Source organism: Paraburkholderia sediminicola, assembly GCF_046026895.1.
GTDB lineage: Bacteria > Pseudomonadota > Gammaproteobacteria > Burkholderiales > Burkholderiaceae > Paraburkholderia > Paraburkholderia sediminicola_C.
Map to the genome: position 1 here is coordinate 164,156 of NZ_JAQQEU010000004.1, position 26,215 is coordinate 190,370.

General features: G+C 62.1%; 22 protein-coding genes. 16 read left to right on the forward strand and 6 right to left on the reverse strand.

Annotated elements, in window-relative coordinates; all coding sequences use genetic code 11:
* Positions 1–29: 29 nt before the first annotated feature.
* From PQR02_RS04875 to PQR02_RS04915, 9 genes are all read left to right on the forward strand, one after another.
* Complete coding sequence (locus PQR02_RS04875) at positions 30–362, forward strand: DUF1799 domain-containing protein (RefSeq protein ID WP_408226260.1); 333 nt, start codon at positions 30–32, stop codon at positions 360–362.
* A complete protein-coding gene (locus PQR02_RS04880; protein ID WP_408226263.1) occupies positions 363–6,167 on the forward strand; it encodes a phage tail length tape measure family protein in 5,805 nt (1,934 codons plus the stop codon).
* A complete protein-coding gene (locus PQR02_RS04885) occupies positions 6,164–7,654 on the forward strand; it encodes a hypothetical protein (protein ID WP_408226266.1) in 1,491 nt (496 codons plus the stop codon). The genes PQR02_RS04880 and PQR02_RS04885 overlap by 4 nt, the downstream gene beginning before the upstream one ends.
* 1 nt (position 7,655) lies before the next feature.
* Positions 7,656–8,507: a hypothetical protein gene (locus PQR02_RS04890; RefSeq protein WP_408226269.1), complete on the forward strand. Its 852-nt coding sequence runs from the start codon at positions 7,656–7,658 to the stop codon at positions 8,505–8,507.
* On the forward strand, positions 8,507–9,832 hold the full coding sequence (locus PQR02_RS04895) for a hypothetical protein (protein WP_408226272.1): 1,326 nt from the start codon (positions 8,507–8,509) through the stop codon (positions 9,830–9,832). The genes PQR02_RS04890 and PQR02_RS04895 overlap by 1 nt, the downstream gene beginning before the upstream one ends.
* A complete protein-coding gene (locus tag PQR02_RS04900; protein WP_408226275.1) occupies positions 9,832–10,380 on the forward strand; it encodes a DUF4376 domain-containing protein in 549 nt (182 codons plus the stop codon). The genes PQR02_RS04895 and PQR02_RS04900 overlap by 1 nt, the downstream gene beginning before the upstream one ends.
* A gap of 8 nt (positions 10,381–10,388) precedes the next feature.
* Positions 10,389–10,868, forward strand: coding sequence for a hypothetical protein (locus tag PQR02_RS04905; RefSeq protein ID WP_408226278.1), 480 nt, complete (start codon positions 10,389–10,391; stop codon positions 10,866–10,868).
* Between the two features lie 276 nt (positions 10,869–11,144).
* A complete protein-coding gene (locus tag PQR02_RS04910) occupies positions 11,145–11,627 on the forward strand; it encodes a glycoside hydrolase family 108 protein (RefSeq protein ID WP_408226281.1) in 483 nt (160 codons plus the stop codon).
* The gene (locus PQR02_RS04915) at positions 11,627–12,208 is read left to right on the forward strand and encodes a hypothetical protein (RefSeq protein ID WP_408226284.1); all 582 of its coding nucleotides are present in this window, start codon (positions 11,627–11,629) and stop codon (positions 12,206–12,208) included. The genes PQR02_RS04910 and PQR02_RS04915 overlap by 1 nt, the downstream gene beginning before the upstream one ends.
* 168 nt (positions 12,209–12,376) lie before the next feature.
* On the opposite strand, the gene PQR02_RS04920 is transcribed toward PQR02_RS04915, so the two are convergent.
* A complete protein-coding gene (locus tag PQR02_RS04920; protein WP_408226287.1) occupies positions 12,377–13,243 on the reverse strand; it encodes a hypothetical protein in 867 nt (288 codons plus the stop codon).
* Positions 13,244–13,601: 358 nt separating this feature from the next.
* Here PQR02_RS04920 and PQR02_RS04925 point away from each other — a divergent pair, with 358 nt between their 5' ends.
* Positions 13,602–14,393: a DNA adenine methylase gene (locus PQR02_RS04925; protein ID WP_408226290.1), complete on the forward strand. Its 792-nt coding sequence runs from the start codon at positions 13,602–13,604 to the stop codon at positions 14,391–14,393.
* 47 nt (positions 14,394–14,440) lie between these two features.
* Here PQR02_RS04925 and PQR02_RS04930 read toward each other — a convergent pair whose 3' ends face one another.
* The gene (locus tag PQR02_RS04930) at positions 14,441–14,812 is read right to left on the reverse strand and encodes a hypothetical protein (protein ID WP_408226293.1); all 372 of its coding nucleotides are present in this window, start codon (positions 14,810–14,812) and stop codon (positions 14,441–14,443) included.
* Between the two features lie 145 nt (positions 14,813–14,957).
* Here PQR02_RS04930 and PQR02_RS04935 point away from each other — a divergent pair, with 145 nt between their 5' ends.
* The 3 genes from PQR02_RS04935 (at position 14,958) to PQR02_RS04945 (ending at position 17,571) form a co-directional block, all read left to right on the forward strand.
* The gene (locus PQR02_RS04935) at positions 14,958–15,416 is read left to right on the forward strand and encodes a hypothetical protein (protein WP_408226296.1); all 459 of its coding nucleotides are present in this window, start codon (positions 14,958–14,960) and stop codon (positions 15,414–15,416) included.
* 750 nt (positions 15,417–16,166) lie between these two features.
* Entirely contained in the window at positions 16,167–16,916 is a 750-nt protein-coding gene (locus PQR02_RS04940) for a TraB/GumN family protein (protein WP_408226299.1), read from the forward strand.
* A gap of 154 nt (positions 16,917–17,070) precedes the next feature.
* Complete coding sequence (locus tag PQR02_RS04945; RefSeq protein WP_408226302.1) at positions 17,071–17,571, forward strand: GNAT family N-acetyltransferase; 501 nt, start codon at positions 17,071–17,073, stop codon at positions 17,569–17,571.
* A 78-nt stretch (positions 17,572–17,649) separates the two neighbouring features.
* On the opposite strand, the gene PQR02_RS04950 is transcribed toward PQR02_RS04945, so the two are convergent.
* From PQR02_RS04950 to PQR02_RS04960, 3 genes are read right to left on the reverse strand one after another with little or no spacing between them, the layout of a single operon-like run.
* Entirely contained in the window at positions 17,650–18,537 is an 888-nt protein-coding gene (locus tag PQR02_RS04950; RefSeq protein WP_408226305.1) for a cytochrome c oxidase assembly protein, read from the reverse strand.
* A 9-nt stretch (positions 18,538–18,546) separates the two neighbouring features.
* Positions 18,547–19,008, reverse strand: a complete 462-nt coding sequence (locus PQR02_RS04955) for a copper chaperone PCu(A)C (protein ID WP_408226308.1) — start codon at positions 19,006–19,008, stop codon at positions 18,547–18,549.
* Positions 19,009–19,026: 18 nt separating this feature from the next.
* Positions 19,027–19,656 carry an SCO family protein gene (locus tag PQR02_RS04960; protein ID WP_408226311.1) on the reverse strand — a complete coding sequence of 210 codons (630 nt, stop codon included), beginning with the start codon at positions 19,654–19,656 and terminating at the stop codon, positions 19,027–19,029.
* Positions 19,657–20,133: 477 nt separating this feature from the next.
* Between PQR02_RS04960 and otsB the strand changes: the two genes are divergently transcribed.
* Complete coding sequence (gene otsB / locus PQR02_RS04965) at positions 20,134–20,883, forward strand: trehalose-phosphatase (protein ID WP_408226314.1); 750 nt, start codon at positions 20,134–20,136, stop codon at positions 20,881–20,883.
* 55 nt (positions 20,884–20,938) lie between these two features.
* Positions 20,939–22,399 carry an alpha,alpha-trehalose-phosphate synthase (UDP-forming) gene (gene otsA, locus PQR02_RS04970; RefSeq protein ID WP_408226317.1) on the forward strand — a complete coding sequence of 487 codons (1,461 nt, stop codon included), beginning with the start codon at positions 20,939–20,941 and terminating at the stop codon, positions 22,397–22,399.
* Between the two features lie 122 nt (positions 22,400–22,521).
* Here the strand turns inward: otsA and PQR02_RS04975 are convergent, their stop codons facing one another.
* Positions 22,522–24,357 (reverse strand): ABC transporter ATP-binding protein, encoded by a 1,836-nt coding sequence (locus PQR02_RS04975; protein ID WP_408226320.1) that lies wholly within the window; start codon positions 24,355–24,357, stop codon positions 22,522–22,524.
* A gap of 695 nt (positions 24,358–25,052) precedes the next feature.
* On the opposite strand from PQR02_RS04975, the gene PQR02_RS04980 reads away from it, so the two are divergent.
* A complete protein-coding gene (locus tag PQR02_RS04980; protein WP_408226323.1) occupies positions 25,053–26,117 on the forward strand; it encodes a glycosyltransferase family 4 protein in 1,065 nt (354 codons plus the stop codon).
* Positions 26,118–26,215 lie beyond the last annotated feature (98 nt).

Below are 26,215 nucleotides of genomic sequence, written 5' to 3' on the forward strand. Positions count from 1 at the left end.
AGCCCGATGATTTCGCTGCCGACGAATCGGTGGTCGCCGCCCTTGAAGCGGCTGGTGCCCCGCCCGAGGCGATCAATGCGGCGCGTGCGCAGTCGTCGATGGAGCATTGCTATGTGTGGCGCGACAACTGGGAGGTCTTCGAGACCTTCGTCGCGCTGTCGGGGCAGTGGCGGTATCTGGCCAGCCCCATGGGGCCACCTCAGACGCTTGGCCTCGATTACATGCGGGTTGAGTCGTCGCTGCGCCTGATGGGCTTCAGCTCCAAAAAACGCGTGAAGCTGTTCCCTTGGCTTCGGCTGATGGAGGGCGAAGCGCTCGACGTCATCCGTGCGCGGGAAGAAGCGCAGCAGCCCGCCCAGTAGTTGTCCAACGCCCGCCATGCGCGGGCATTTTTACATCCCACGCCTATGCCCTCTCTCGGTTCCCTGATCGCCAAGGTTTCGCTCGACTATGCCGAGTTCGAGCTCGGCGCCGATCGCAGCAGCCAGGCGGCGCTGAAGATGGGCAATGACATCGAGCGTGCCGTCACGCGGGCCATGGGCTCGTACAAAAAAAGCGTCGGCGACATGTCGGCGGCCAATGACGATCTTGGCGCATCAATGGCGCGCGCGTCGGCCGGCGCGGCAGCGCTCGCCGAGTCGGAAGACCAGGCGGCCGCCCGCATCAGGGATATGGTCGCGCGGTCACTGGAAGCCCAACAAGGCTTGCAGCAGGTTGCGTCCGCATCGCAGAGCGCGGCTGACGGCATCGGAGCAGTCGGCGCATCGGCTGATCAGGTCCGCGCGAACGTGGCAGCCCAGACGCAGGCAATGATCGCCGCCCAGCGCGCGACGGTGCTGATGAACGACGAAATGCAGGCGCTGCGCACGACCATGGCGCAGGGCAATGCGACGTTTGCCACGCTCGGCGACCAGTATTCCCGGCTCGACCGCGCAATGGCGACGGGCAAGCTCTCCATGCAGGAATATGACGCTGCGCTCGCCGCACTCGGCAAGGATGAAGATAAGCGCGTCCAGGCACTCAATGCGCTGACATCCAAATATGATCCGCTTGGCTCCGCGACGCGCAAGCTCGCCGCTGATCAGGCGCTGCTCGATGATGCATATAAATCCGGACAGGTGACGACCGCGCAGTATCAGCAGGCGCTCGCCGGCATAAAGGCGGACCAGGCGGTCGTCGAGCTGCGTCGTCTTGCTGATCAGGAAGCGCAGCTTGAGCGTGCATTGAAGTCTGGCACCGTCTCCTCGGCCGACTATAAGAAGGCGCTTGCGGACATTGGCACGAACCGCAGTGCGTTGACGGACGTTGCATCCGCCGCGGACAAGACCGGAAAATCGATGGAAGGCTTCGGCCTGAAAACCGCCGGCGCGCGCAAGGAAGTGGTCGTGCTGGCGCACGAGATGCTCACCGGGAACTGGAGCAACTTCGGCGGTTCGGTCATGGTGTTGGCCGAACGCATGGATCTTATGGAGGTGGCAACGTCCGCCACCGGCCTCGCGATTGCCGCTATCGCTGCTCCGATCATTGCGGTCGGCGCGGCGATGGTGATGGTCTCGCATCAGAACGAGGCAATGAATGATGCCCTGGTGCTGACAGGCAACTATGCTGGCACCACTGTTGACGGACTCCGGTCGATGGCCGAGGCGGCTACGGCCGGCGGGGCTTCGTTCAACACTGCGGCTGATGCAGTGACGCAGCTAGCCGCGACCGGCAGGCTGACGGGCGAAGAGATCTCGGGTCTCGGACAGACGACCGCTGACGTAGCTACCTATACCAGCATGTCGGTCAAGCAGATGGTCGACGAGTTCACGAAGCTGGCTGAAGATCCAGTCAAGGCGTCGGTCAAGCTCAATGATACGTATCACTATCTGACCGCGTCGACGTACGATCAGATCGTCGCGCTTGAGAAGCAGGGCGACGCAACGGGCGCGGCGCAAATTGCTGTCGAGACGTTCTCGAAAGCGATGGATGACCGCACGAAGGACATCGCGGCAAACGAAGGCACCATTCTTCAGGGGTGGCGCGATATTAAGAACATGATCAATGGCGCAATTGAAGCTGTTGGCATGTTCGGCGCGACAGCCACGCCGGGGCAGGTGGTCGGGCAGTTGCAGGCGCGGAAGGCCGCATGGACGCCGAACGGCACATGGAGTGCTGACGACGAAGCAGAACTGCAGAAGGCTATCGCGGCATACGAAAAAGCGAAAAAGGACGCGCACGACAAGGCTGTTAAAGACCGGCAAGAGCAGGAAGTGATCGACGCGAAGCACTCGTATGACACTTGGAACAGCCAGTTCGCGACGCCTGCCGAAAAGCGCGCGAAGGAAATCCAGACCTACATTGATACGATCGCCACGCCGCTCAATTTGAGCGCAGATCAGCAGCTTGCTGACGAGCAGAAGATCAACGATAAATACAAGGACAAGAAGACAAGTTCGTCGCGCAGCGCTGGCCTGATCGACAAGACGCAGCTTCAGGGCGAAGTGCAGGCCATCAAGGATTCGCTTGATCAGGAGCTGTCTTACGTCAAGAGCGCCCAGACGCAGCTCGACGCGCTGTACAAGTCGGGTGGAATCGGCGAGAACGCTTATTACAGCCAGACGCGCGACAACATCGTGAAGACCGCGTCAGAGCGCGCCAAAGCGTTCGACGACGAGGCGGCCATCCTTGCCAAGGGGCTGACCAACCACAAGCTCAACGCGGCTCAGCACGCGACGCTCCAGAAGCAGATCGACGATCTGCACGCCAAGTCGGCGGCGGCTATCGAGAGCGGCATGCTCGGTATCGCTGACTCAGCGGGGAAGGAGCAGGCTGCGATTGACAAGGTCAACCAGTCGTTCCTCGACTCGATCGATAAGCAGACGGCCGCAGCAGAGCAGCAGGATCAGACGCTTCAGGACCAGATCGATACGTTCGGCATGACGAAGGCCGCAATCGACAACCTGAGGGCCGCACGGGCCGACGAGGCAGTCGCCACGATGGAGGCGGATCGAGCCGAGCGGCTGCGGAATGACGATATGGCCGATACGAAGGTCATTGACGCGCGCATCGAGAAGGAGAAGCAGCTTGCCGCGGCGCTGCACGGTGTCGCCAGCGACCAGACCAAGCTCGACGACGACCAGCAGTTGAAGAAGCAGCAGGATGACGTTGTTAAGTCGTGGCAGAGCACGATTGACGGCATCGGCACGGACTTCCATAACGGCTTCCTGCAAATGCTGACGAACGGCAAGAACGGATGGGACAGCTTCACTAAGTCGCTGGTAAACACCTTTGAAACGACGGTTGTGAACGAGCTTTATAAGGCGTTCGCGCAGAAGTGGGTGATTAACGTCGTTGCGAATATTGCGGGCCTAGTTGGCGGCAGTGACATCCAAAACCAGATCCTGCAGAACAACGGCATGGCGTCGAGCGCTCTGGGCGGCATGAACAACCTGTCAACCGGATATAGCGCGCTCACTAAGGGCTATGGCTATCTGCAAGGTCTATTGGGTGTTGGCTACGGCTCGGCCGGCTCTGCCATCGGTGGCGCTGCGGGCGCGTTCGGTGCGAGTACGGCTGGCGCGTTCGGCGCACTGTCGACGACGGGCGGCGCAGCAGCGGCAGCAGCAGAGTCCGGCGCCCTGAGCAGCAGTGCGGCGCTTGGCGGCCTGTACGGCAGCACGACCGCAGGCGTCGGCGCAGCAGCCTCCGGCATCGGCGGCGGATCGGCTGCTGCATCCAGTGGCGCGGCCGGCGCGGGATTGACCGGCGCCGCCTCGTCGATGGGTTGGGTTCCTGTCGTCGGCTGGATTCTGGCCGGCATGGCGCTCGACGCGAAGATGATGGGGCAGGGATGGAACCCTGACAACGGCTCGATTAGTGGCGTCGGAAAGGGAATCGGCTCGGCCTCGCTAGCTTCGTACGATTTAGCCAAGGCAGTCGGCATTCCGTCAGGTATCGCAAATATTCTGACTGGGGCGTCGACGATCTCGCGACTATTCGGTCGCAAAGACCCGACAGTAGACAGTGCCGGCGTCGAGGGGACTGTCACGGTCGCCAATGGCTTTCAGGGTCAAGATTTCGCCGACTGGACGGCGAAGGGTGGCCTGTTCCGCAGTGATGCGCACGGCACCCAACATTCGCCGGCAACGCAAGAGCAGATCGACCTGATTAACGGGACTGTCGTTGGCACGGTGGCGGTGGTCAATCAGCTCGGCAATGCCATCGGTGGCATCGATGGCCTGCAGGGCAAGTTGTCCGCATTCAATTACAGCATCCGCAACGACTGGCGCGATCAGACGAACATCACAAAGTCACTGACTGACCTGTCGAATAACCTTGTCGATCAGCTTGTTCCTCTCGACAAGTATCAGCAGACCGGCGAGACGCTGACGCAGACTGCGGTTCGGCTGACTGGTGTGTTCACGGCCACTAATACGCTCGCGGACATGCTCGGCAAGACCATGACGCAGGCATTCGGCGCGGTCGGACTTGCTGGAGCCGATGCGCGTCTAAATCTGATCGCCGCAGCCGGCGGTATCGACAATTTCAAATCGGAGGTGTCGGCCTACTTCTCGGCTTACTACAGCAGTTCAGAGCAGCTGAAGAGTGCACAGGACCAGATGGCGGCGTCGTTCTCGTCTCTTGGTCTTGCGATGCCGCAGTCGAAGGATGCGTTCCGCGCGCTGGTTGGGTCGCTCGATCTGACGACAGCCGCAGGGCAAAGCGCATTCGCCACGATGATGGCGCTGGCCCCTTCGTTCGATCAGTTGTCACAGGCGATGCAGAAGGCTGCTGATGCAGAGCAGTCGCTCTGGAACCAGTATTTCAGCGCGGTCTATACGCCAGCGCAGCAACTGGCGATGAATACCAAGCAGTTGAAGGATCAGTTCGACGCGCTTGGTGTGGCAATGCCGAAGACGAACGCGGATTTTCAGGCGCTCGTCGAGAACATCGACCCGTCGTCCGCTGCGGCGAAGCAGTTGCAGGACTCGCTGCTCGCCCTCGCGCCTGCCTTCGGTCAGGTCATGTCGGCAGCAGATCAGGCGGCACAGGCGGCGCAGCAGGCGGCTGATCAGGCGGCACAGGCGGCAGCCCAGACCCTGCAAACGGCACTGAGCAATGTCCAGACGGCATACAGCAGCCAGGTCCAAGCGATCAACGCGAACATCACGTCGATCTCCAACTTCGTCACCTCGCTGACGAACCTGAAGCAGTCGCTGTCGCTTGGGTCTTTGTCGACGCTTTCGCCGCAGGACAAGTATCTCGCCGAAAAGCAACTTTTCGATACGACTTCGGCGAAGGCCGCGGCCGGCGATGCGACGGCGCAGGGCAACCTGCCGCAGGTGGCGCAAGACTTTCTCACGGCATCGCAGGCATACAACGCAAGTTCGCAAGCATATGTCGACGATTACAACGCGGTGCAGAAGTCGCTCGATGCCAACATCGCCACCGCGCAACAGCAGTTAAGCGCCGCACAGCAGCAGCTCAATGCTACGAACCAGATGGTGCAGGGGATCCTCAACCTGAACTCGACGGCTATGTCGCTATCTGACGCGCTCAAGGCGTACTTCGCAGCCGGCGGAACAACGTCGGCGGCGGCAGGCGCTGCTGCGGCGAATACGTATGGCGGTGCGGCTGGTGGAAATCTAAATCGCTCCCAAGTAGAGGCGACGGCCGTCAATGGCCTGATCCCATACAGCGCCGCAAACCCGTATGGCCCGATGGGTGGTTATTCGGTTGCCGACTGGCAGGCGTCTAACTCAGCCGGCGTCTCGGACGCGACCAAGGCCGCGCTTGGCATGACGCAGGGTCCAGACGGCACATACGGCTGGTACGCGAACGGCTCGCACGCTGGCGGTCTGGATAGCGTGCCGTTCGATGGCTACCGCGCCGAGCTTCACAAGGGTGAGGCGGTGGTGACGTCGGCGAACAACCAGAAGTTGTCGCAGATGCTGAACATCGACTGGTCGCGCTTTGAAAATAGCGACCAGGCTGCGCTCGTCAACGAGGTAAAGGCGCTGCGGGCGGAAGTTGCTGCGGCGCGCGAGGAGCGAAAGCAAATCGCGGCCTTGATGCTCCAACAGGGTCAGCAGCAGCACGCCGAGAACCGCGCCGACATGAGCAAGCAGACGCGGCATCTGCAAAACACCAGCGACAACACCGGGAAAATCGCCAACAAACGATGACCATAGCCATTGATGTGACTGGCTACCGGCTCTCGGACGGCACGTTGCAGACCCTTCGTTTCTCCGACGACGGGTTTATGACGTTGCCGTCCGATACGCCGGCAAACGCCTATTACGAGCCGCGCCTAAGCGCCCCTCCGCACTTTGCGCGGTCCCTCTTTAACACCGCGCTCGCCAGCTTCGGGGCGTCACAGAATACGCCGGGCGACATCGTTCTTGAGAACAGCGACGGCGGGATTGACTACCTGCTGACCGACTACGCTTTCGACGGGCGACCGTTCACCATGCGCGTCGGCACGCTCGGCACGCCGTTCAGCACATGGACGGTGACGGCATCAGGCACGCTGAGCGACGTGAAGGTGAGCAACACGACGACGATTAGCCTTGTCGTCAATGACCGGCTCAAGACGCTCGCGCTCACGCAGCAGCGTCCTACCTATGGCGGCACCAACGTCCTTCCGAATGGCGTTGATGGCACGGCCAATGACCTCGCGGGCCAGTACAAGCCGCGCGTGTATGGCTCGGTGCTGAACATTGCTCCGAAGTGCGTCAACACGTCGAACCTGATCTATCAGGCATCCGATCAGTCGAACTGCTCAATCACCGCGGTCTATGACAACGGCGTGCTGCTCACGCAGGATTCGGACTACCCCGACCTTGCAACGCTGCAATCGACGCAGCCAGCGTCGGGGCATTATCGGCGCTTCCAAGGCTATTTCCGGCTCGGTGAAAGCCCCGCGTCGCAAGTCACGTGCGATGCCACGAGCGGCACCACGGCAGCGGCCAGCATCATGCAGCAGATCGCGCTTGACGCTGGCTTCACGTCTGCCGACATCAGCGCCGCCGATGTGACTGCGCTCAACGCGCTCACCTCTGCGCCGTGTGGCGTTTGGGCGGACGGGCAGGTGACGAGCCAAGCGCTGATGGATGCCATCGCGGGCAGCATCGGCGCTTACTACTCGTTCGACCGGTTTGGCACCTTGCGTATGGGGCGCGTGACGGCGCCGACCGGCTCGCCCGTCGTGACCTTCGATGATGTCGTGCTCGAGCAGGTCAACATCAAAGAGGCGGGCATCCCGGCGTATCAGGTAACGATCAACTACGCGAAGAACTACACCGTGCAGAATCAGCCGGCGGGCAGCGTGACTGTCGACCGGCGCACATGGATCTCGCAGGCGTCGCGCAGCCAGGTAGCGACGAGTGCAGCAGTGCAGACCGCGTGGCCGTCGGCGACCGCGCTGTCGTTCGATACCGCGCTCATCAGCGCATCAGACGCGCTTGCAGAGGCGAATCGGCGGCTCGCGCTGTTCAGTCGCCGGATGCTGATGACCGAAGACATCGACCTGTCGCAACTCGGCACGCTCGACCTCGGCAGCGTGGTCGGCTTCTCGTATCCGCGCTATGGCCTGCCGTCGAAGCTGATGGTGGTCGTCGGCGTGGACGCGGGCGCAGACACGCATCTCGCAACACTCACGCTATGGGGGTGACGTGGCAAACGTCCTACTGGCATATCCGAACCTGACGGACGGCTCAACGCTGTCGGGTGGCAGTTGGCAGGCTCCGCTCACGAACCTGCAAGACCGGCGTCTCGCGCGCGTGGCGCGCACAACGGACTGCACCACGCCGAACACACAGTTCGCCATCGACCTCGGCAAGGATCGCAAGCTGCAAGTGATCTCGCTCATCAGCCACAACATGAGCACGCAAGGGCAGTGGCGTGTGCTGATGGGCGACGATCCGACCTTCGCGGCGAACAAGTACGACTCAGGCTGGATGGTCGCTTGGCCGGTCGTCTATCCGTTCGGCACGCTCGAATGGGAAGACGACAACTGGTGGGAGGGCACGATCTCGCAGGACGACCGCGCAGGCTATCCCGGCATTCTGCTCAACCTGCTGCCGTCGATCACGCTCGCGCGCTACGTTCAGGTGCTGTTCAGCGACGCAAATAACCTGGCGGGCTATCTGCAGTTCGGTCGCCTGTTCCTGTCGCCTGGCTGGCAGCCGGCGAACAATATGTCGTACGGCGCTTCGTTCAACTGGGAGACTGACACCAAGGTCGCCCGCTCGCTCGGCAGCGTGCCGTATTTCGACCGCAAGGCGCCGCGCCGCGTCGACAAGTTCACGCTCGGATTCCTCAGCGACGCGGAGGCAAAGGCCATCGTGTTCGAGATGCAGCGCAAGCTCGGCGTCGATGGCGAGGTGCTCGTCGCGTGGGATCCGGCTGACCCGATGAATCTGATTCGCCAGTCCTTCGTCGGGCGCATACGCGCGCTAAACCCGATCGCCACCGTGTTTCTGAACAACAACAGCAACGCATTCGAAATTGAGGAAACATCCTGATGACGAACCAAGTTACTTTTTCGGCCAACGTCGGCGGCGATGGCTCGACCGTCTCAGACGACAGCAGCGCGACCACGGGCCTCGGCAATGGCGGCTTTCGCACGCGGCTTGTGCCTATGTTCACGCAGATCATCGCTATTGCCAACTGGATTCTTGGCAAGGCAAACGCGGCGGCAACAAGCGCGACCAATGCGGCCACGTCCGAGACGAACGCAGGCACCTCAGCAAGCAATGCGAGCACTTCAGCGGCGGCTGCGGCTGGATACGCCGCAGCGTTGACCGCCACGAGCACGACCGCGCTGGCGATCGGTACGGGCGCGAAGACGTTCACAACGCAAACGGGCAAGCAATTCGCCGCCGGACAGTTCGTTTCGATCGTCAGCAATGGCACGCCAGCGAACTATATGCACGGGCAGGTGACGTCGTATAGCGGTACGTCGCTCGTCGTGAATGTCCTGGATGTCGGCGGCTCCGGCAGTCAGTCCGATTGGAATATTTCAATCTCCGGGACACAGGGGGCTACTGGCCCCGCCGCAGTGCTGTCGGGCACTGCATCAGGTGCGATCGATGAGATAAAAGGCGCGAACATCGCATCGGCGGCGACGGTCAATCTTGAGGCGGCGACCGGGAATCTTGTCCACATCACCGGCACGACGACCATCACCGCGATCACGCTCAACTCTGGTGCAGAGCGCACCGTCGTGTTCGATGGCGCGCTCACGCTCACCCACAACGGCACGTCTCTGATTCTTCCGGGCGGCACCAACATTACGACCGCACCCGGCGACTCAATGCGGGTTCGCGGAGACGGTGCAGGCAATGTACGCGTTGTTTCCTACACGGCTGCGAGCGGATTGCCTTTAGTGGCACCTCCTGCTTCGGCGCTCCCATACATCCACGTTAGAGAGCAACAGCCCAACGGAACATCGGGTGGCGGCTCGGTAGGCGCGGCTCAGCAGACGCGCGTCTTAAATACCGTCGCTACAAACACGATCACCGGTGCATCGCTCGGATCGAACCTTATAACGCTTCCTGCAGGAACGTATCGAGTGCAGGCGAGCGCTCCGGCCTACCAAGCGAGTGTGCATCAAGCGTCTTTATACAATGCGACGGATTCGTCCGTATTAGTCGTCGGAACCAGCGAAATGTCTGTAGGAGGAAATAACGTTCAAACGCGGTCCTGGGTTGTTGGCTCATTTACATTGTCTGCCGCCAAATCGGTTTCGATCCGACACTACACAGGGATTGCGTCAAGCCTTGGAAATCCCGCATCCGATGGCCTCGGCGAAGTCTACACAGAAGTTGAAATCACGAAGGTGGCCTAATGCGATACCTCACATACAACGGAAACGGTCCGTTCACCGGCGCGTACATTCAAGACCTGTTGCCCGAGCACGAAGCGAATCACATCGAGGTCGATGAGGCTACGTATCTCAACTGGTGCGACCTGAGCTATCAGGATGGCGCGATTGTGCCGACGCCAGGGCCTAGCGCGGCGCAGTTGCTGGCGAACGCCAAGGCGTCGCAGACGGCCATCGTGTCGGCAGCTTGTCAGCAAGCCATCATCGCGGGCTTCACGTCGTCGGCACTCGGCGCCGCGCACACGTACCCCGCCAAGCCGACCGATCAGCAGAACTTGAACGCATCGGTCGTCGCGTCGATCCTTCCCGGCGTCGCTGCGGATTGGACGACGCCATTCTGGTGCGCTGACGGCTCGGGCGCATGGGCCTACGTGCCGCACACGGCGGCGCAGATTCAGCAAGTGGGCACGGACGGGAAGGCGGCGATCCTCGCATGCCTGACGAAGAATCAGCAGCTTGCCGAGCAGATCGACGCATGCACGACGGTCGACGCTATTCGCGCTATCACCTAGAGCTAACCATGAAAGTTGCTTTTTACAAGGGAACGCGGCCCGGCCTGTCAGGCATCGTCAATCGCCTGATCCGCTGGTGGACGAATAGCCCGTACTCGCATTGCGAACTCGTTGTCGCGCCAATCGACGGCACTTATCTGTGTGCGTCGTCGTCGTTCGAAGACAAAGGCGTGCGCTTCGTCGTGACGGCTCTCGATCCCGCACGATGGGACATCGTCGAATTCGTGACCGATACTGTCTCCGAGAAAGCGGCGGTCGAGTGGTTCAACGATCACCTCGGCGAGCCGTACGACCTCGCGGCCGTGCTCGGCTTCGTGTGGCGACGAGGGCATCGGGCGCGGCATTGGGATTGTTCGGAATCGATTGGTGCGGCACTGGGCATTCCGGAGTCGTGGCGCTTCGATCCGGCCACTCTTCATGCCGCTCTGTCGGCCGTCGCCAGTGATGTCCCATTCGAGACGACAATGCCGGCCGCAGCGGCCGCCTGACTCCCGCAAAACCTCACCTGTAACAAGACCGACCCGCCCCGCAGCAATGCTGGGCGGGTTTTTTTACAGCCGTCCGTCGAGGCGGCATTTTTTCGGGGGTTGCATGTCATCAGGCGATCTGTCGCAAGAGGAAGTTAAAGAGGCGCTGAAAGAGGGACTAACGGAGTGGCTTGACAAGCAGTTCGCGACGCTCGGGAAGTGGACGTTGGGCGGCGTTGCATCACTGTGTCTCGCTGCGTTGGCATACGCATTCCTGCAAACAAAGGGGTTCAGCAAGTGAGCAGCTTTGACGACGCATTTGACGCGCTCATCGGCAACGAGGGCGGCTATTCGAACAATCCAGCGGATCCGGGCGGCGAAACCATGTGGGGCGTCACGGCGCGCGTCGCACGTGCGGCTGGCTACACGGGACCGATGAAGGACTTGCCGCGCGACACGGCGAAGGCGATCGCAAAAAAGCTCTATTGGGATCCGCTGCGGCTCGACGAGCTGGACGCGCGCGTGGCCTTCCAGATTTTCGACGCGAACTACAACGGCGGCCATCCGGTGATCTGGATGCAGGGCGCTGCTGGCGCGAAGGTCGACGGGCTGATTGGGCCAGCAACCATTGCGGCCGTGCAGGCCACCGATCCGCTGCGGTTCATGCTGCGCTGGAACGCGCTGCGTCTGCGCTATTTCACATCTCTGCGGACCTGGCTCAGCTTTGGCAAAGGCTGGGTCAACCGTATCGCAAACAACCTCATAAAAGGAGCCGCATGATGCCGCTTATCCCTATCGCAATGGCGCTCGCACAGTTCGCGCCGATGATCGCCGGCTGGCTCGGCGGCTCGAAGGCCGAGGACGTCGCCGGCAAGGTGGTCGGCATCGCCCAGGCCGTGACGGGGCAGTCGGCGCCCGACGCTGCGCTCGCCGCGATTCAGGCTGACCCGACTCTCTCCATGCAGTTCCAGAAAGCGGTGCTCGATCAGCAGGAACATATTGCGCAGATCGCGGCAGACGTTACGAAGGCCGAACTGGCCGCCGACACCGCCGATACGCAGGCCGTGAATACGACCATGCAGGTCGAGGCGAGGGCAGATCACTGGCCGACTTACGCGTGGCGGCCGTTCGTCGGATTCTGTTTCGGGCTTCTCGGACTGGCGGCTGGCGGTACGGTCGCTGGAGCCTACCTAGGCGTGATGTTCCTGCATGCCGACGCGGCCATCCTGGCGCAGATTCCGGGCATGCTCGGTGCCGAGGCGGCGGTGATGGCCACGATGGCGCCAGTCCTCGGCATCGCGTCGTACTTTCGCGGGAAGATGCAAAGCGACCCGCGCGTGCCGAGCGACAACCGCGGGTAAGGTTCGCCGTCCCGAGCCTCGTTCCAGCGGCTGCGGACGGCGTTGCAGAAGTAGCGGGCGACGACCAGCGCGAGATCGACAAGCTGGTCGGCTTGAAACGGTACGTCAGGATGCTGCAGGAGCAGGGTTATATCGAGCAGGCAGCGACGAAGTAGGACGCAGGGAGGGCTACTCGACGTTGCTGAGTTGATTGATTGGGATCCACTGTTCAGTTTGGCCCTTCGGCGATACGCGCGCCCAGCCATCCCGATACCCGTATGCGCTGACTTTCACCCCCGCGACAGAGTTCGACAGTCGCGGCGCAGAGTAGCTTGGCGCAGAGTAAGTTCCGCCCACGAAGCCCGATGTCACGATCATTTGCCATGGGTTATCGTTTTCGCTTGTCGCGAGCCGTTTTGCCGCCGCGATTTGCTGCGGGGTGGCATCCGGTTGCGCGCGCGCAGCCTCTGTCGGTTTCCCGATCTTGTTGATGGCATCTTGGGCGGCGTTTGTCTTGTCCTGCGCATACTCCCAGATCGTCGAGAGTGCTGTGCTCAGCGGCGCGCCCTTCTGAAATCCGAACATGTCTGCGCGTTGCAGTGGCACCTTGTATCGCAGGACGATGTCGACAGTGCCGGCCAACGCCGCTGGTTGTGCGTCCGGAAAACCAATTCGATTGTTCTCGTACGAATAGAATCGGTTGTCCAGCTGCCAATAGGTCGCAGCGTCCGTGTAAGCGTCTAGCGCGTCAGCCAGCAACATTGCCGCGTCTTTCTCTTCCGGCAACTGTGCGACGGCCTTGAACTGATCGAGCGCGATTGCGAACGGCGGGATGTACGACTGGTATTGCAGAAATGACGTGCCTGAGTTTGCAACGCTCTGGACTGCGCGTGACGCCTCAAGCGCCTTGGCGATGCGCGCCTGCGCGGCCTCCTTCGCTGTCGGCAGAGGCGCGACGGGCGCTTCTGCTGCCGGCTTCGGCGAAACGGCTTTGATGGCCGATTCCAGGCATTTATCGCGGTCGGCTTGCCGCTTCAGCGACTGGCACGCCTGCACGAGTTGCGCGGCGGTCGTCTCCGACGCGAGTGCATGGCCGGATAGGACGAGCGCGCATGCAATAGCTATTCGCTTCATTCTTGTTCCCACGAGTTGGTCTCGCGGGCGAGCCTAGCTCCATTCCGGTTCGCCAGCTGTGACCGGGCGCACTTTTTTGTCAATCATCGGGTACCGGCCGCACCAAAGTCACTTTGACCGTGCTTCGCTGTACGGGAAAAAGACAGGGCGACCGGGAGCATGTTCGCGCATGCTCCCGGCCGCCTTTCCACTGAATAGACCAGTGAATTAGCCAAGGCCCTGACACCTACCGGTAGGCGGGCCGAATTCTAACGCATAACCAGAAAAGGCAATTCCATCTATGGCAACTCCCATCGTCCCCTGGATCGGCGGCAAGCGCCGCCTTGCGGACCATCTCATTCCGCGTTTTCCGGTGCACGAGTGCTATGTCGAGGTTTTCGCGGGTGGCGCCGCGTTGTATTTCATGCGCCCGCCAGCCAAGGTCGAGGTCATCAACGACATCAATGGCGAGCTGGTGAATCTGTATCGAGTCGTCCAGCACCACCTTGAGGAATTTGTACGCCAGTTCAAGTGGGCGCTTACAAGCCGGCAGGTGTTCAAGTGGTTGCAGGATACTGTTCCGGAAACGCTCACCGACATCCAGCGCGCGGCCCGCTTCTACTACCTGCAGCAGAACTGCTTCGGCGGGAAGGTCGAGGGCCAGTCGTTCGGTACCGCTACGACTGCGGCGCCGGGGCTGAACCTGCTTCGCCTCGAGGAGACGCTGTCGGCCGCTCACCTGCGGCTCTGCGGTTCTTTCGTTGAGAATCTGGACTGGAAGGTATGCATCGACAAGTACGACCGGCCGCACACCTTGTTCTATCTGGATCCGCCCTACTGGGAGACCGAAGGCTATGGGGTGCCGTTTCCGTACGCCGAATATGTCGCGATGGCGGCCCGGCTGCGAGCGCTAAAGGGCAAGGCGATCGTAAGTCTGAATGATCACCCTGACATCCGGCGAGCGTTTGAGGGTTTTCACATTGAGACAGTGGACATCAAGTACACCGTGGGCGGGGGCGGTAAGGAGGCGGCCCGCAAGGAAGTGATTATTTTCAGTTGGGATGATGCGGCGCAGCCGGCGGGGCTTTTCTAGGGCGCTGTGTCGTCAGTCAGAAATAGCAGTGCCTGGGTGCGTGCAACCTATTCCCTGTGTCCGCGCCGACGTCGCGCATCGGCCTCGAATTTGACGGCGTCCGGGTTGCGAGCGTATTCCCGGACGTTTCTAGGTACGGCATCGTGCTTCGGCGTGTCGTCGATCGCGCCGACGCGCAGAACTTCCTGGGCAAGTCGTATTCGGAGCTCCATGATCGGTGATTCGCGGGCAATGAGGCTGCGGTCAACCTCTTTCGCAAGCCGGACGGCCGCGTCCGCTTCGCCGCGAAGACGCAACAGCACCATTCGTAAATACTGCACTTCCAGAATCAACCGCTCGACGTCGCCTTCGCCGCGATGGTCTCGCCACCAATTGCGCAATTCGGCGAGGGTAGGGGGTTCGAACTCAGGAAGTTTCACGATCGGCCTCTCAAAATACTGTGTAAACATACAGTATTTTTCCGACCGCAACATGCTCCTCAATTTGCTGCTATCCAGTGACAAGGTGATTTTGCGCGCGCTACACTTCGCAAGTGATTGTCTCGATCCGTCCGGAGAAAAACAAGTGAAACTCCCCGACGTTCCCCCCGAAATAACGAAAAAGCTGCTCGAAATTCTCGTAAAACTTGTTGAGTTCGGATGGAAAGGCCGTACAGAGGGGAAGGCGAAACGGAAGGCCGAAGCCGAGGCATCGATCGCGTTAAGCGAGGCGATACGGGAGATGCTCAGCGAGCGTCCGAACGTAGCGAAAGCCGAGCGCAAGTTCGCAGTCGCTAGCCAGGTGGAGAACCTAGAGGGTCTGGACTCCGCGAGGAAAATTCTGAAGAAAATTAAAGCGCTGGAAGCGGAGACTGAGGAGAAGGAAGCGCCGACTAGGAAGATCCATTTTCATAGGGCCAAGAGGCGCCATGTTCAACGGACCAAGGCGAAGAAGGCACCTGCTAAAAAGGCCAAGAAGGCACCTGCTAAAAAGGCCAAGAAGGCGACCGTCAAGAAGGCCCCTGCTCCCAGACCTGCCGGCTAAGAGTACCGCAGCCGTCTAGGCGTTTTGGGTCACATAACTTCGTGTGTCGAGTGGTTAAATTGTGTGGTCAATTCATATAACGCATTGAATTAAAAAGAAAGATGACGGCCTGCAAAGCCGTTTAGGCCGGTTCGACTCCGGCTCGCGCCTCCAGTAGTTGATGTAAAGAAAAGCCCCGACTTGTCGGGGCTTTTCTTTTTTCCGCGGCGCTTTTGTCGATCCAAGCGCGAGCGGTGCGCAGCGTTTCGCGACGAGGTTGAAGCGCTGTCCCATCGATTCGCTTCGTCGCTCGCGCACTTCGATACGCCTCTCATTGCGAGGCGATCGCTGTGCGCGATCGCTCGTCGGTAACTCAAAAGAAAGGGACTATGGTTTTTCAAGGGCTCTGTTTCGCCATGTTTAATTCCGTTTCGACTTGATTCTTATCGGGGTGCGAAACGAGCGCTATACGACCGAACTGGAGTCGTTTAAAAGGAGCGCTGAATAATCGGTCTGACTGCGACGCGAGCGGACACGGATTGGCCGCGTTCCTATGGCTGATCCGCGGCAGGGGTGGATAGTCCGCGTCACTCACGACGGATGCGGCGCACAATGCCTGGTTAGCGTTGCATCAGGCGAACCGGACGGAACTGTATTATTCGCCGATCGTCTTTCCACCGTCCGACGCGCTCTCGATCTCGCGCCCGACTAATCCGATCGCACGACTGCGCGCGCATTTTGCGCGTGAATGCCCGTTCATCCCGAGGCCGCATGTATCTACAACTCACCGGCACCCGTGTGCGCCTGCTCGGCTCGATGCATCTGTTTCCCTCGACGAGCCGCAGAACGCCGCCATGGGTGGGCGAAGCTTATGACTGGGCCGAAGCGCTGGTCTTCGAATCCGATCCGCCGACCATCCTGCCGTTTCTGAAGGCGGACGCGCGACACGGCGCCGCCCAACTTCTGCCGTTGCTGCCGGCTGATGCATGGAGCCAGCTACAGGCAGTGTGGCCCGTCGAAGGCGCATTGGCGCCGCTCGACGAACTGCGCCCGTGGGCGGCGCTGATCGTTGCGCCGACGCTGTTTCACCAGGTCGTCGAAGGCGTCGAGCCGCGCATGCTGCGCTCCGCGATCGCGCAAGCCAAGCCCTTTAGCTATCTGGAGACCGCGCACGACGTCGCGGCGGCGCTCGAAACGATTCCACTGGAAGCGGTCGGCGCGGCGCTCGGCTTGCTGATGGCCGATCGCGAGGAGCCGCAGCGCACGCTGGAGCGGATGCACGACGCCTGGCTGGAGGGCGATCTGCAAGCGGTCCAGCGGATCGCGGTCGACTCGCCGATGTTCAATCTGCCGGGCATCCGTCACGCCATTCTCGATGCGCGCAATCGCGTATGGGCCGCGCGTTTGAAGGAACGGCTCGACGTGCGCGAGCGGACGCTGGTGGTCGTCGGCGCGCTGCACCTGTGCGGCCCGGGCAATTTGATCGAGTGTCTCGCCCATCCTGTCGAAGCGGTTTTCTGAGCGCGCGGCGGCCCGGTAGTCGGCTTGCCGGCGCAAAGCAGCTTCGCGGCATCGCACACGGCGGCCCCGCACGTGGCATGGCTCAAGGTCGTGGCGCACGGCATAATTGCGCATCGTCGCCCGCCATGTGGCACCTCTTTTCTGAACGCACCTGATGACCGCTTCGCAATCAATTGCCGCCATGCGGCTTGCACAACTCGAATGGCGCTGGAAAACCTTCGCGGACCTTACGAATATCGAAGTCTATGAGATGCTGGCCGCGCGCAGTGCGGTGTTCGTCGTCGAGCAGAACTGCGTGTACGGCGATATCGACGGGCTCGACATGCAAGCCTGGCATCTGCTGGCCTATGGCGCTGGCGTCGGCGCAGCGCCGCCGCCGCTGGCGGCTTATCTGCGCGTGCTGCTGCCCGATGCCGAGGATACCGACGTGCGCATCGGCCGCGTACTGACCACGGCGGAGTTCCGCGGCATCAAATTGGGCAACGCCATGCTCGAACGCTCGGTCGCCCATATTCGCGCACAGTGGCCCGGTACGCCGATCCGTTTGCACGCGCAGGCGCATCTGCAAGGCTTCTATGGCGCGTTCGGCTTCGCGCCGGTCTCGGAGATTCACGACGAGGACGGCATCCCGCACGTGTGGATGCGTTCGGCCTGAGTTTGTCGTAAGGCGCCGGCGCCGGCGCGTTTCGCGTCGAGCGCTGCGCTTCAAACGGCCAGCTTCAAACGGCCAGCTTCAGCGCTGCCCGCGCGCGCCGGCTGCCGGCGCGCCATGCGCCACGCCCCGCGCCGTCGTGGCACGCCGTTCGGCGCGCAATCGCCCGCGTGCCGACAGCCGCATCCAGTGACGCAGCGCGATCAGCGCGCCGACCACGCTCATCATCGAACCCGGAATCCACAGCAACAGTCCGCCGATCTGCTGATCGCGCATCGGGCTGAGCCACGTGAACGCGCGGCCGCAAATCGAATAGATGGGATACAGCTCGTGCGTCGTGAAAAAGATAAACGCGCCGAGGACGATCTGCGGCGGAATCGCGGCGATCACCACCAGCACGCGCTTGCCCGGCGACAAACGCGCGGGCGGCGCCGGCCGCGGATCGAGCACGAGCCACCAGAACAACAGGCCGTCGATCGCCATGCTCCAGTTCATCACGCGATAGAGCCGCCAGTCGAGCATCGCGACGAAATGGATCGGCGACAGCAACCAGAAGTAAATCAGCCCGACGAACAGCGTGACCGCGACGACCGGATGCATCACCACGTCGAGCAGCTTGCGCACCACCGGCGTCTGTAGCGCGGGCCGCACGAAGCGCTGCCGCCACGTGAACGGAATGCCGGCGCGCAGCGCCGCGCCCGGATACGACAGCGCGATGAAGAACGGCCCCAGGTGATGGAGCACCAGATGCTGCAAGCGATGCATGAAGAACTCATGCTCGAAGAAATAATCGAGCCGGGTGTGCAGCACCACGTACAGCGCCACCAGCCCGAACCAGAAGGAAATGCGCCGCGCGAGCGACAGCTTCGCGCGTCGCGCGCCGCGCGCGAACAGGATCGCCGGCACCAGCAGCGCGATCACGACGGTCGGCGAGAATTCCCAGGGATCGAGCCAGTAGAGCAGATTCATGGCTGCACGTTATTTGGTCTGGGCCGGCGACTTGACCACGAACGGCGTGTCGAGCGTTTCACCGTCGGAGAACTTCAGCGTCAGATGCACGGTGTCGCCCGGCGCGACCTTGTGCTTCGCGTCTTCGAGCATCACGTGATAGCCGCCGGGTGCGATCGACACCTGGCCGTGCGCGGGCACCGTCAGCTTGTCGACCATCACCATCTTCTGCGACGAACCGTTCGAGACGGTTTGATGCAGCATCGCGTCGCCGTAGTCGTTGCTCGAAATATCGACGAGGTCGACGGGCTTGTCGCTCGCGTTCACGAGGGTGGCGTAGCCGGCGGCGGGCAGGTTGTTCGGCAGCCAGCGGACCCATGCGTCCTTGACGCTGATCGCGCTGGGGCCGGCCGCCTGCGCGGCCGCGGCGAAACCGAACGAAAGGGCGAGCGCGCAGCTCAATGAAGCGAACGTTTTGATCTTGATCGACATGAATGGACTCGGGAAAGGTCAGGAACGGTCATCAATGATACGGCGCAGGTCTTGCGCGATCGTATCGGGCGTGTCGTGATCGGTGGCCAGCAGGCGCGCGTGGCCCTGGCTGTCGAACACGTAGACGGCGGAACTGTGAGTGACTTCGTAGTTGCCGTTGGGGTCGCGTTTCTCCATCTGATAGGCAACGCGGTAACGTTTGGCGAGCGACTCGATCTGCCGGTCGCTGCCGGTCAGGCCTTCGGCATGCTGCGCGTCGAACGCGCCGACATAGTCGTGCAACGCCCGCGGTGTGTCGCGCGCGGGATCGACGGTGATAAACAGGATGCGCACTTTTTGCGCGTCGGGGCCGAGCTTGCCGAGCACCTGGATGAGCCGGCCCATCGTTTCGGGACACACATCCGGACAGTGCGTATAGCCGAAGTAGACGAGCGCCGTGCGTCCCTTGAACGAATCGCCGTTGACGGGGCGGCCATCATCGCCGGTCAGCGTGAAGTCGAGATCCGGCAGGTGGCCGGTCACACTGGTCAGCTGCCACGGTTGCGCGCGAGGTGTGCAAGCGGCCAGCGCGGTCAGCGCACTTATCGTCACCGTCAGCGCGAACCGGCGCACGAGCTGGCTCACGGGTTGGCCCGCGAATCGGCCCATGCAGCGAGGCCCGCACGGTGCAGCGGATTTCGGCAGCGGGTCACGGGATGAGATGAGCGGGAACAAAGGAGGGTTCAATGATCCGATTGAAGAGCGGCGCATGGGATAGGCAATGGCGGGCACTGGCCGCCAGTCAACAGCCTTGCCGGATTTCCTGATTCTCGTATGGCGCGAGGCGCGCCATAGTGTGCAAATATGGGCTCACGGCGGGGCGTCTGCGTGGCTGCGACTGTAGCGCAAAATCGCCGGCGGCGTCGCGCAACGCCCGTGGCGCACGGTTTGCGAGGCAATTTGACGCAGTCCGGTGAAGGCTCGCTGAAGCCGGATTGTTCTCTTTTTGAATGCGATCGTCGCAAGGCAGGGCGCGCGGCGCCCGGCGGGCCGGGCACCACGGCTTACTTCCTCGAAAAATTGACGGATGCGCGGTAAGATGCGCACACTTTTCCAGCCGCAGAAGGCTGAAAGGCGAACCCAGTGATGCAAGCACTTCCAGCTGTTCTGTCTCCGAGCGAGACGGCATTTTTCTTCGATTTCGACGGCACGCTCGTCGAACTCGCACCCACGCCGGACGGCGTGCTGGTGCAACCGCGCGTGATCGATCTGCTGAGCGAATTGCGCAACCTGACGAACGGCGCGCTGGCGATCGTGTCGGGCCGCGGCATCGACAGCATCGACGCTTTCCTCGGCATGCCCGATCTGCCGATTGCCGGTTTGCACGGCGCCGAGCGGCGCGACGCGAACGGCGACACGCAGCGCATCGGCTTTCATGACGAGCGGCTTCTGCGCATGGAGCAGGTGCTCGCGCAGGTCGTCAACGAACACCCCGGCATGCTGCTGGAGATCAAGGGCGCGGCGCTCGCGCTGCACTACCGCAATGCGCCGGACCGCGAGCCGGTCGCGCGTGAAGCCACCCAGCGGCTGGTGACCGACTATCCCGGCTCGTATGTGCTGCAGCCCGGCAAGATGGTCTACGAAATCAAGCCGAAGGACGTCGACAAGGGCCGCGCGATGCGCGCGTTCCTCGACGAGCCGCCGTTCGTCGGACGCAAGCCGGTGTTTGCCGGCGACGATCTGACGGACGAGAAAGGCTTTGCCGTCGTCAACGAGCGCGGCGGGCTGTCGATCAAGGTCGGCGCGGGCGAGACCATGGCGCATACCCGCGTCGACTCCGTGCCAGCGCTGCTCGACTGGCTGGAATCCATCGTCGCGGCGGCGCGCGCAGCATGAACACCGTGCCGCATCGCTTGACGCTAACCACGCACTGCATCGGGAATCGCGCTTCATGAGCCGACTGATCATCGTATCGAACCGGGTTGCGCCCATCTCGGAGGGCGGTCCGGCGGCGGGCGGTCTGGCGGTCGGCGTGTACGACGCGCTGAAGGAAACCGGCGGCATGTGGTTCGGCTGGAGCGGCGATGTGCTCAGTTCGGGCCAGCCGCAGATCAAGGTCGAGGAACGCGGTCCGGTGACTTTCGCGACCGTCGCGCTGATGCGCCGCGATTACGACCAGTATTACCGCGGCTTCTCGAACGCCACGCTGTGGCCGGCGTTCCACTATCGCGCCGACTTGCTGCAATACGACCGGCACGATTTCGAGGGTTACTGCCGCGTCAATGCGTGGCTCGCGCAACAACTCGTGCCGCTGCTGCGCGAAGACGACGTGATCTGGGTTCACGACTATCACCTGATTCCGTTCGCGCAGGCGCTGCGCGCGGCCGGCGTGAAGAATCGCATCGGCTTCTTTCTGCATATTCCGTTTCCGGCGTCGCAGGTGCTGCTCGCGGTGCCGCCGCATCGCGAGTTGGTCGAAGCGCTGTGTTCGTTCGATCTGCTCGGCTTCCAGACGGCGCCCGATCTGCGCGCGTTCTGCGATTACATCGTCAATGAAGCGGCGGGCACGCTCGACGCAGCGGCCCGTGGCCCGCTGACCGTCCACGCGTTCGGCCGCACCTTGCGCGCGGCGGCGTATCCGATCGGCGTCTATCCGGACGAGATTGCCGAACTCGCGAAAGCGGGCGAGCGCGGCAAGCCGGTGCGCACGATGAAGGCGACGCTGCATTCGCGCAAGCTGATCATGAGCGTGGACCGGCTCGATTATTCGAAGGGGCTGGTCGAACGTTTCCGCGCGTTCGAGCGGCTGCTCGAACATGCCGCCGCACAGCGCAACAAGGTGTCGTTCCTGCAGATCGCGCCGCCGACGCGCGCCGACATGCACGCGTACCAGGACATCCGCTTGCAGCTCGAAGGCGAGTCGGGGCGCATCAACGGACGCTTCGCCGAACTGGACTGGACGCCGATCCTCTACATCCACAAGCAGTACGAGCGCTCGGTGCTGGCCGCGCTGTTTCGCACCGCGCACGTCGGCTACGTCACGCCCTTGCGCGACGGGATGAACCTCGTCGCCAAGGAGTATGTGTCCGCGCAGGACCCGGACAATCCCGGCGTGCTGGTGCTGTCGCGCTTCGCCGGCGCGGCGCAGGAACTGGAAGGCGCGCTGATCGTCAATCCGGTCGACATCGACGGGATGGCCGAGGCGCTTGCTGAAGCGCTCGCCATGCCGCTTGCGGAGCGTCAGGCGCGCTATCGCGACATGATGGTGCAGCTGCGCGAGAACAACGTCTCCGTGTGGCGCGATAACTTCATGCGCGATTTGCAGAGCGTGGAGAGCGCGAAGGCCAGCGGGAGCAGGAAGGTGCGGGCAGGCTCGGGTAAGCAGACGATGCGTGAGAGTCTGACGGAGTAGGGGCCGTCGAGGTCGCTGCTACGCTGTCGCCGGCCCGTCTGCTTCGGGACATCTGGAAAACGAAAAAGCCGCTCACGAGAGCGGCTTTCCTCATGGGCGCACAACTTCGCGTGGCGCGTCGTTCAGACCACGTGCTGTTCGTCGACCTTCTTGCCGCCGATGTGCAGCGTGGTGCCCTTGCCGTACTGTTTCGAGAGCAGGTCGCGATACAGGCCCGGACGCTGGCGCAACACTTCCGGGCTGCCGTCGTCGATGACCTTGCCTGCGCTCATCACGATGATCCGGTCGAAATTATTCAGCGTCGATAGCCGGTGCGCGATCGCGATCACGGTGCGGCCGACCATCAGCCGGTCGAGCGCCTTCTGAATCGCCTCTTCCGATGCGCTGTCGAGCGCGGACGTGGCTTCGTCGAGCAGCAGGATCGGCGCGTTCTTCAGGATCGCGCGCGCAATGGCGATCCGCTGACGCTGGCCGCCGGACAGCTTCACACCGCGGTCGCCGACGATCGTGTCGAAACCTTCCGGCATCGCTTCGATAAAGTCCAAGCAACGCGCTTCGCGCGCGGCCGTGATCACTTCTTCGCGGCTCGCTTCGGGGCGGCCGTAAGCGATGTTCTCGTACACCGTGCGATGGAACAGCGAGATGTCTTGCGGCACCACCGCGATCGTATGGCGCAGGCTGTCCTGAGTGATCGACGCGATGTCCTGGCCGTCGATCTTGATCGCGCCCCCCTGCGTCTCGTAGAAGCGCTGCAGCAGCGCCAGCACGGTGGATTTGCCCGCGCCCGACTTGCCGATCAGGCCGACGCGCTGGCCGGGTTCGATATGCAGATCGAAGTGATCGAGAATCGGCCGGCGGCGCGGATAGGCGAAGGTCACGCCTTCGAAATCGACCCGGCCGCCTTGCGGCACGAGTTCGGTCGCGCCATCGCGGTCCGGCATGCCGTGCGGTTCCAGCAGCGTGCGGACCGCTTCCGCGAGCCGCGCCACATGCTGCGTGACGTCGACGAGCGCGACGGCCAGATCGCGTGTGCCGTGCAGAATCGTGAAGCCGAGCGAGCTGACGAGCACGATGTCGCCGGAGGTCGCCTTGCCCTGGTCCCACAGCCACAGCGCCCAGCCGAGCAGGCCCGCCGAGAGCAGCGCGGTGATCACCGCGTGCAGCAGCCGCAGTTTTTCCAGATACAGCAGGCTCTGCTGGCGCGCGTCCATCTCGGCCTTGACCGTCGCACCGAACCGTTGCTGTTCGCGAAAAGTCATGCCGAACGCGCGCACGAGGCCCATGTTGCTGATCACGTCGACCAGCTCGCCGTCCACCGACGCCGCCTTGGTAGCGAAATGATGATGGCGCGCGGAGCCTCGCCCCGCGAGTTTGTACAGCACGACCGACAGGATCGCTGAACACAGCATCAAGCCGCCCGCCATCAGCGGATTCACCGCGACGATCATGACGATTGCGCCGAGCACGGCGATGCATGGCGGCAGTACATTCCAGGCAGTGGTGTTCTCGGCCGTGTAGACCGCGTTCGAGGTCGCCGTGATCCGGCTCGCGAGCATGCCGGGCTGTTTCTCGGAAAAGTAGGTCGGCGAATGCCCGCTCAGATACTTGAACAGGTCGCGGCGCAGGTCGCCTGTCACGGCAACGAAGGTGTGCGCGGCGACCCAGCCGCCGACCCGCCACAGCATGTTGTCGGCGGCAATCAGGCCGACGAGGATGGCGAATGCCCCCCACAACGGACCGGGATGATGCCGGCCTTCGCCGAGCACGTCGATCAGATGTTTGATCGCGTATTGCGAAGCGAGCGCACAGCCCACGGCCGCAAACACGCTGCACAGCACGGTCGCATGCGCGAGCGGATGGCGGCGGATAAAGCGGAAGAGAAACGCAAGCGGCCGGTGCGCATAGCTCGCGAGCTTTGCGTCTTGGGCGTTACGCTGGGCGATGGTTAAGTGTTCCAATTGATCGTGAGGTCGAGGTGTTTCGGGTTGTGCATGCAAAGCGCGGGCCCATGCAACATGGGTTCGCCGCGAAGCCGATGCTTCGCATTGTAAACATGCAAAAGCGATTGCGCCCTGTGTATCCGGACGTTGACGCGACTGATTTCGCGATAGACCTCCGCGACCTTCACTTGCTCGACCCGCCCTCGGGCAAGTGGTTCACGCAGGACGCGGATAATTTCGGGATATAATTACAGATTGCATTCAACCGCACTGCGGCAATTCTTCAACGCTTGCCGGCAAAGTTGACGCGCGAGCTTACAGATGTCAGTTTGACGGCCACCGCTGCAAGCCAGTTTCCACTGTAGAACTAGCTTATAAAACAAGGGTTTGCAAAGTGTTTCGCGTTTGTAACAACGTAAAGACTTTGAAATGTTGTGGTGCAGCGAGCACGCCGGCACCGATAATGCATGCCTTGCATAGGCCCGCGGAAATATTTGACAGTTGTCAACGCAGATGTTGCATATGCGTTTACTCGCACATGCGCAGGCGGCGAACAACAGTCTGGGCTCATACCCCAAGCGATCCATCGCAGGATTTCTCGAAAGAATCAGGCCCGCGCCGGCATGTCCGGCCAGACTGCCCTGGCGAGCAAAGCGAGTCGCTTTTACCCAACGCAGTACTTTTGCCTGATTTTTTACTAGGAGTTCTTCATTATGCGAATCGCTCAAATCGCTCCGTTGCACGAGGCGGTTCCTCCCAAGCTGTATGGTGGTACGGAACGCGTGGTGTCCTATCTGACCGAAGCGCTGGTCGAACAAGGCCACGACGTCACACTCTTCGCGAGCGGCGATTCGCAGACCTCCGCCAAACTCGAAGCATTCTGGCCGCAGGCGTTGCGTCTGGACCCGACGATCCGCGACGTGATGGCGCCGCACATGCTGCTGCTCGAAGAAGTGCGCCGCCGCGCGGACGAGTTCGACGTGCTGCATTTCCACATCGACTACTACCCGTTCTCGCTGTTCGCGCGCCAGCCGGTGCCCTTCGTGACGACGCTGCACGGCCGTCTCGATCTGCCGGAACTGCAGCCGATCTTCAAGACGTTCAGCGACGTGCCGGTTGTGTCGATTTCGGACAACCAGCGCATTCCGCTGCCGCAGGCGAACTTCCTGCAAACCGTTTATCACGGTCTGCCGGAAAACCTGCTCACGCCGATCAAGGATGTCGAGCCGGGCTATCTCGCCTTCCTCGGCCGCATTTCGCCGGAAAAGCGTCTGGACACCGCGATTCGCATCGCCCAGCAAGCCGGCATGAAGATCAAGGTCGCCGCCAAGCTCGACAAGGCTGACCGCGCGTACTACGAGGAAGTCATCAAGCCGCTGATGTCGCTGCCGCATGTCGAATACATCGGCGAAATCAGCGAGGCCGAAAAGACCGAGTTCCTCGGCAACGCGCACGCGCTGCTGTTCCCGATCGACTGGCCGGAGCCCTTCGGTCTGGTGATGATCGAGGCGATGGCTTGCGGTACGCCGGTGATCGCGTTCAATCGCGGTTCGGTGCCGGAAGTGATCGAAAACGGCGTGTCGGGCTTCGTCGTCGAAGACGAAATCAGCGCGGTTGCCGCTGTGAAGCGTCTGCACACGCTGCCGCGCGCCAACGTGCGTAAGGCGTTCGAGTCGCGCTTCTCGTCGAAGGTCATGGCGAAGAACTACGTCGCCACCTACGAAGAACTGCTGCGTCAGAAGCACCGCACGGTGCTGCGCGAAGTCAACGCGAGCTGATTGGCCTCTGATTGCAAGGGTCGGGCAGACAAGCCGGCTGAAAGGGCGCTTTCGGGCGCCGGCTAGCGCCGCCAGCAACGCCCCGTGAGCCTCCGCTC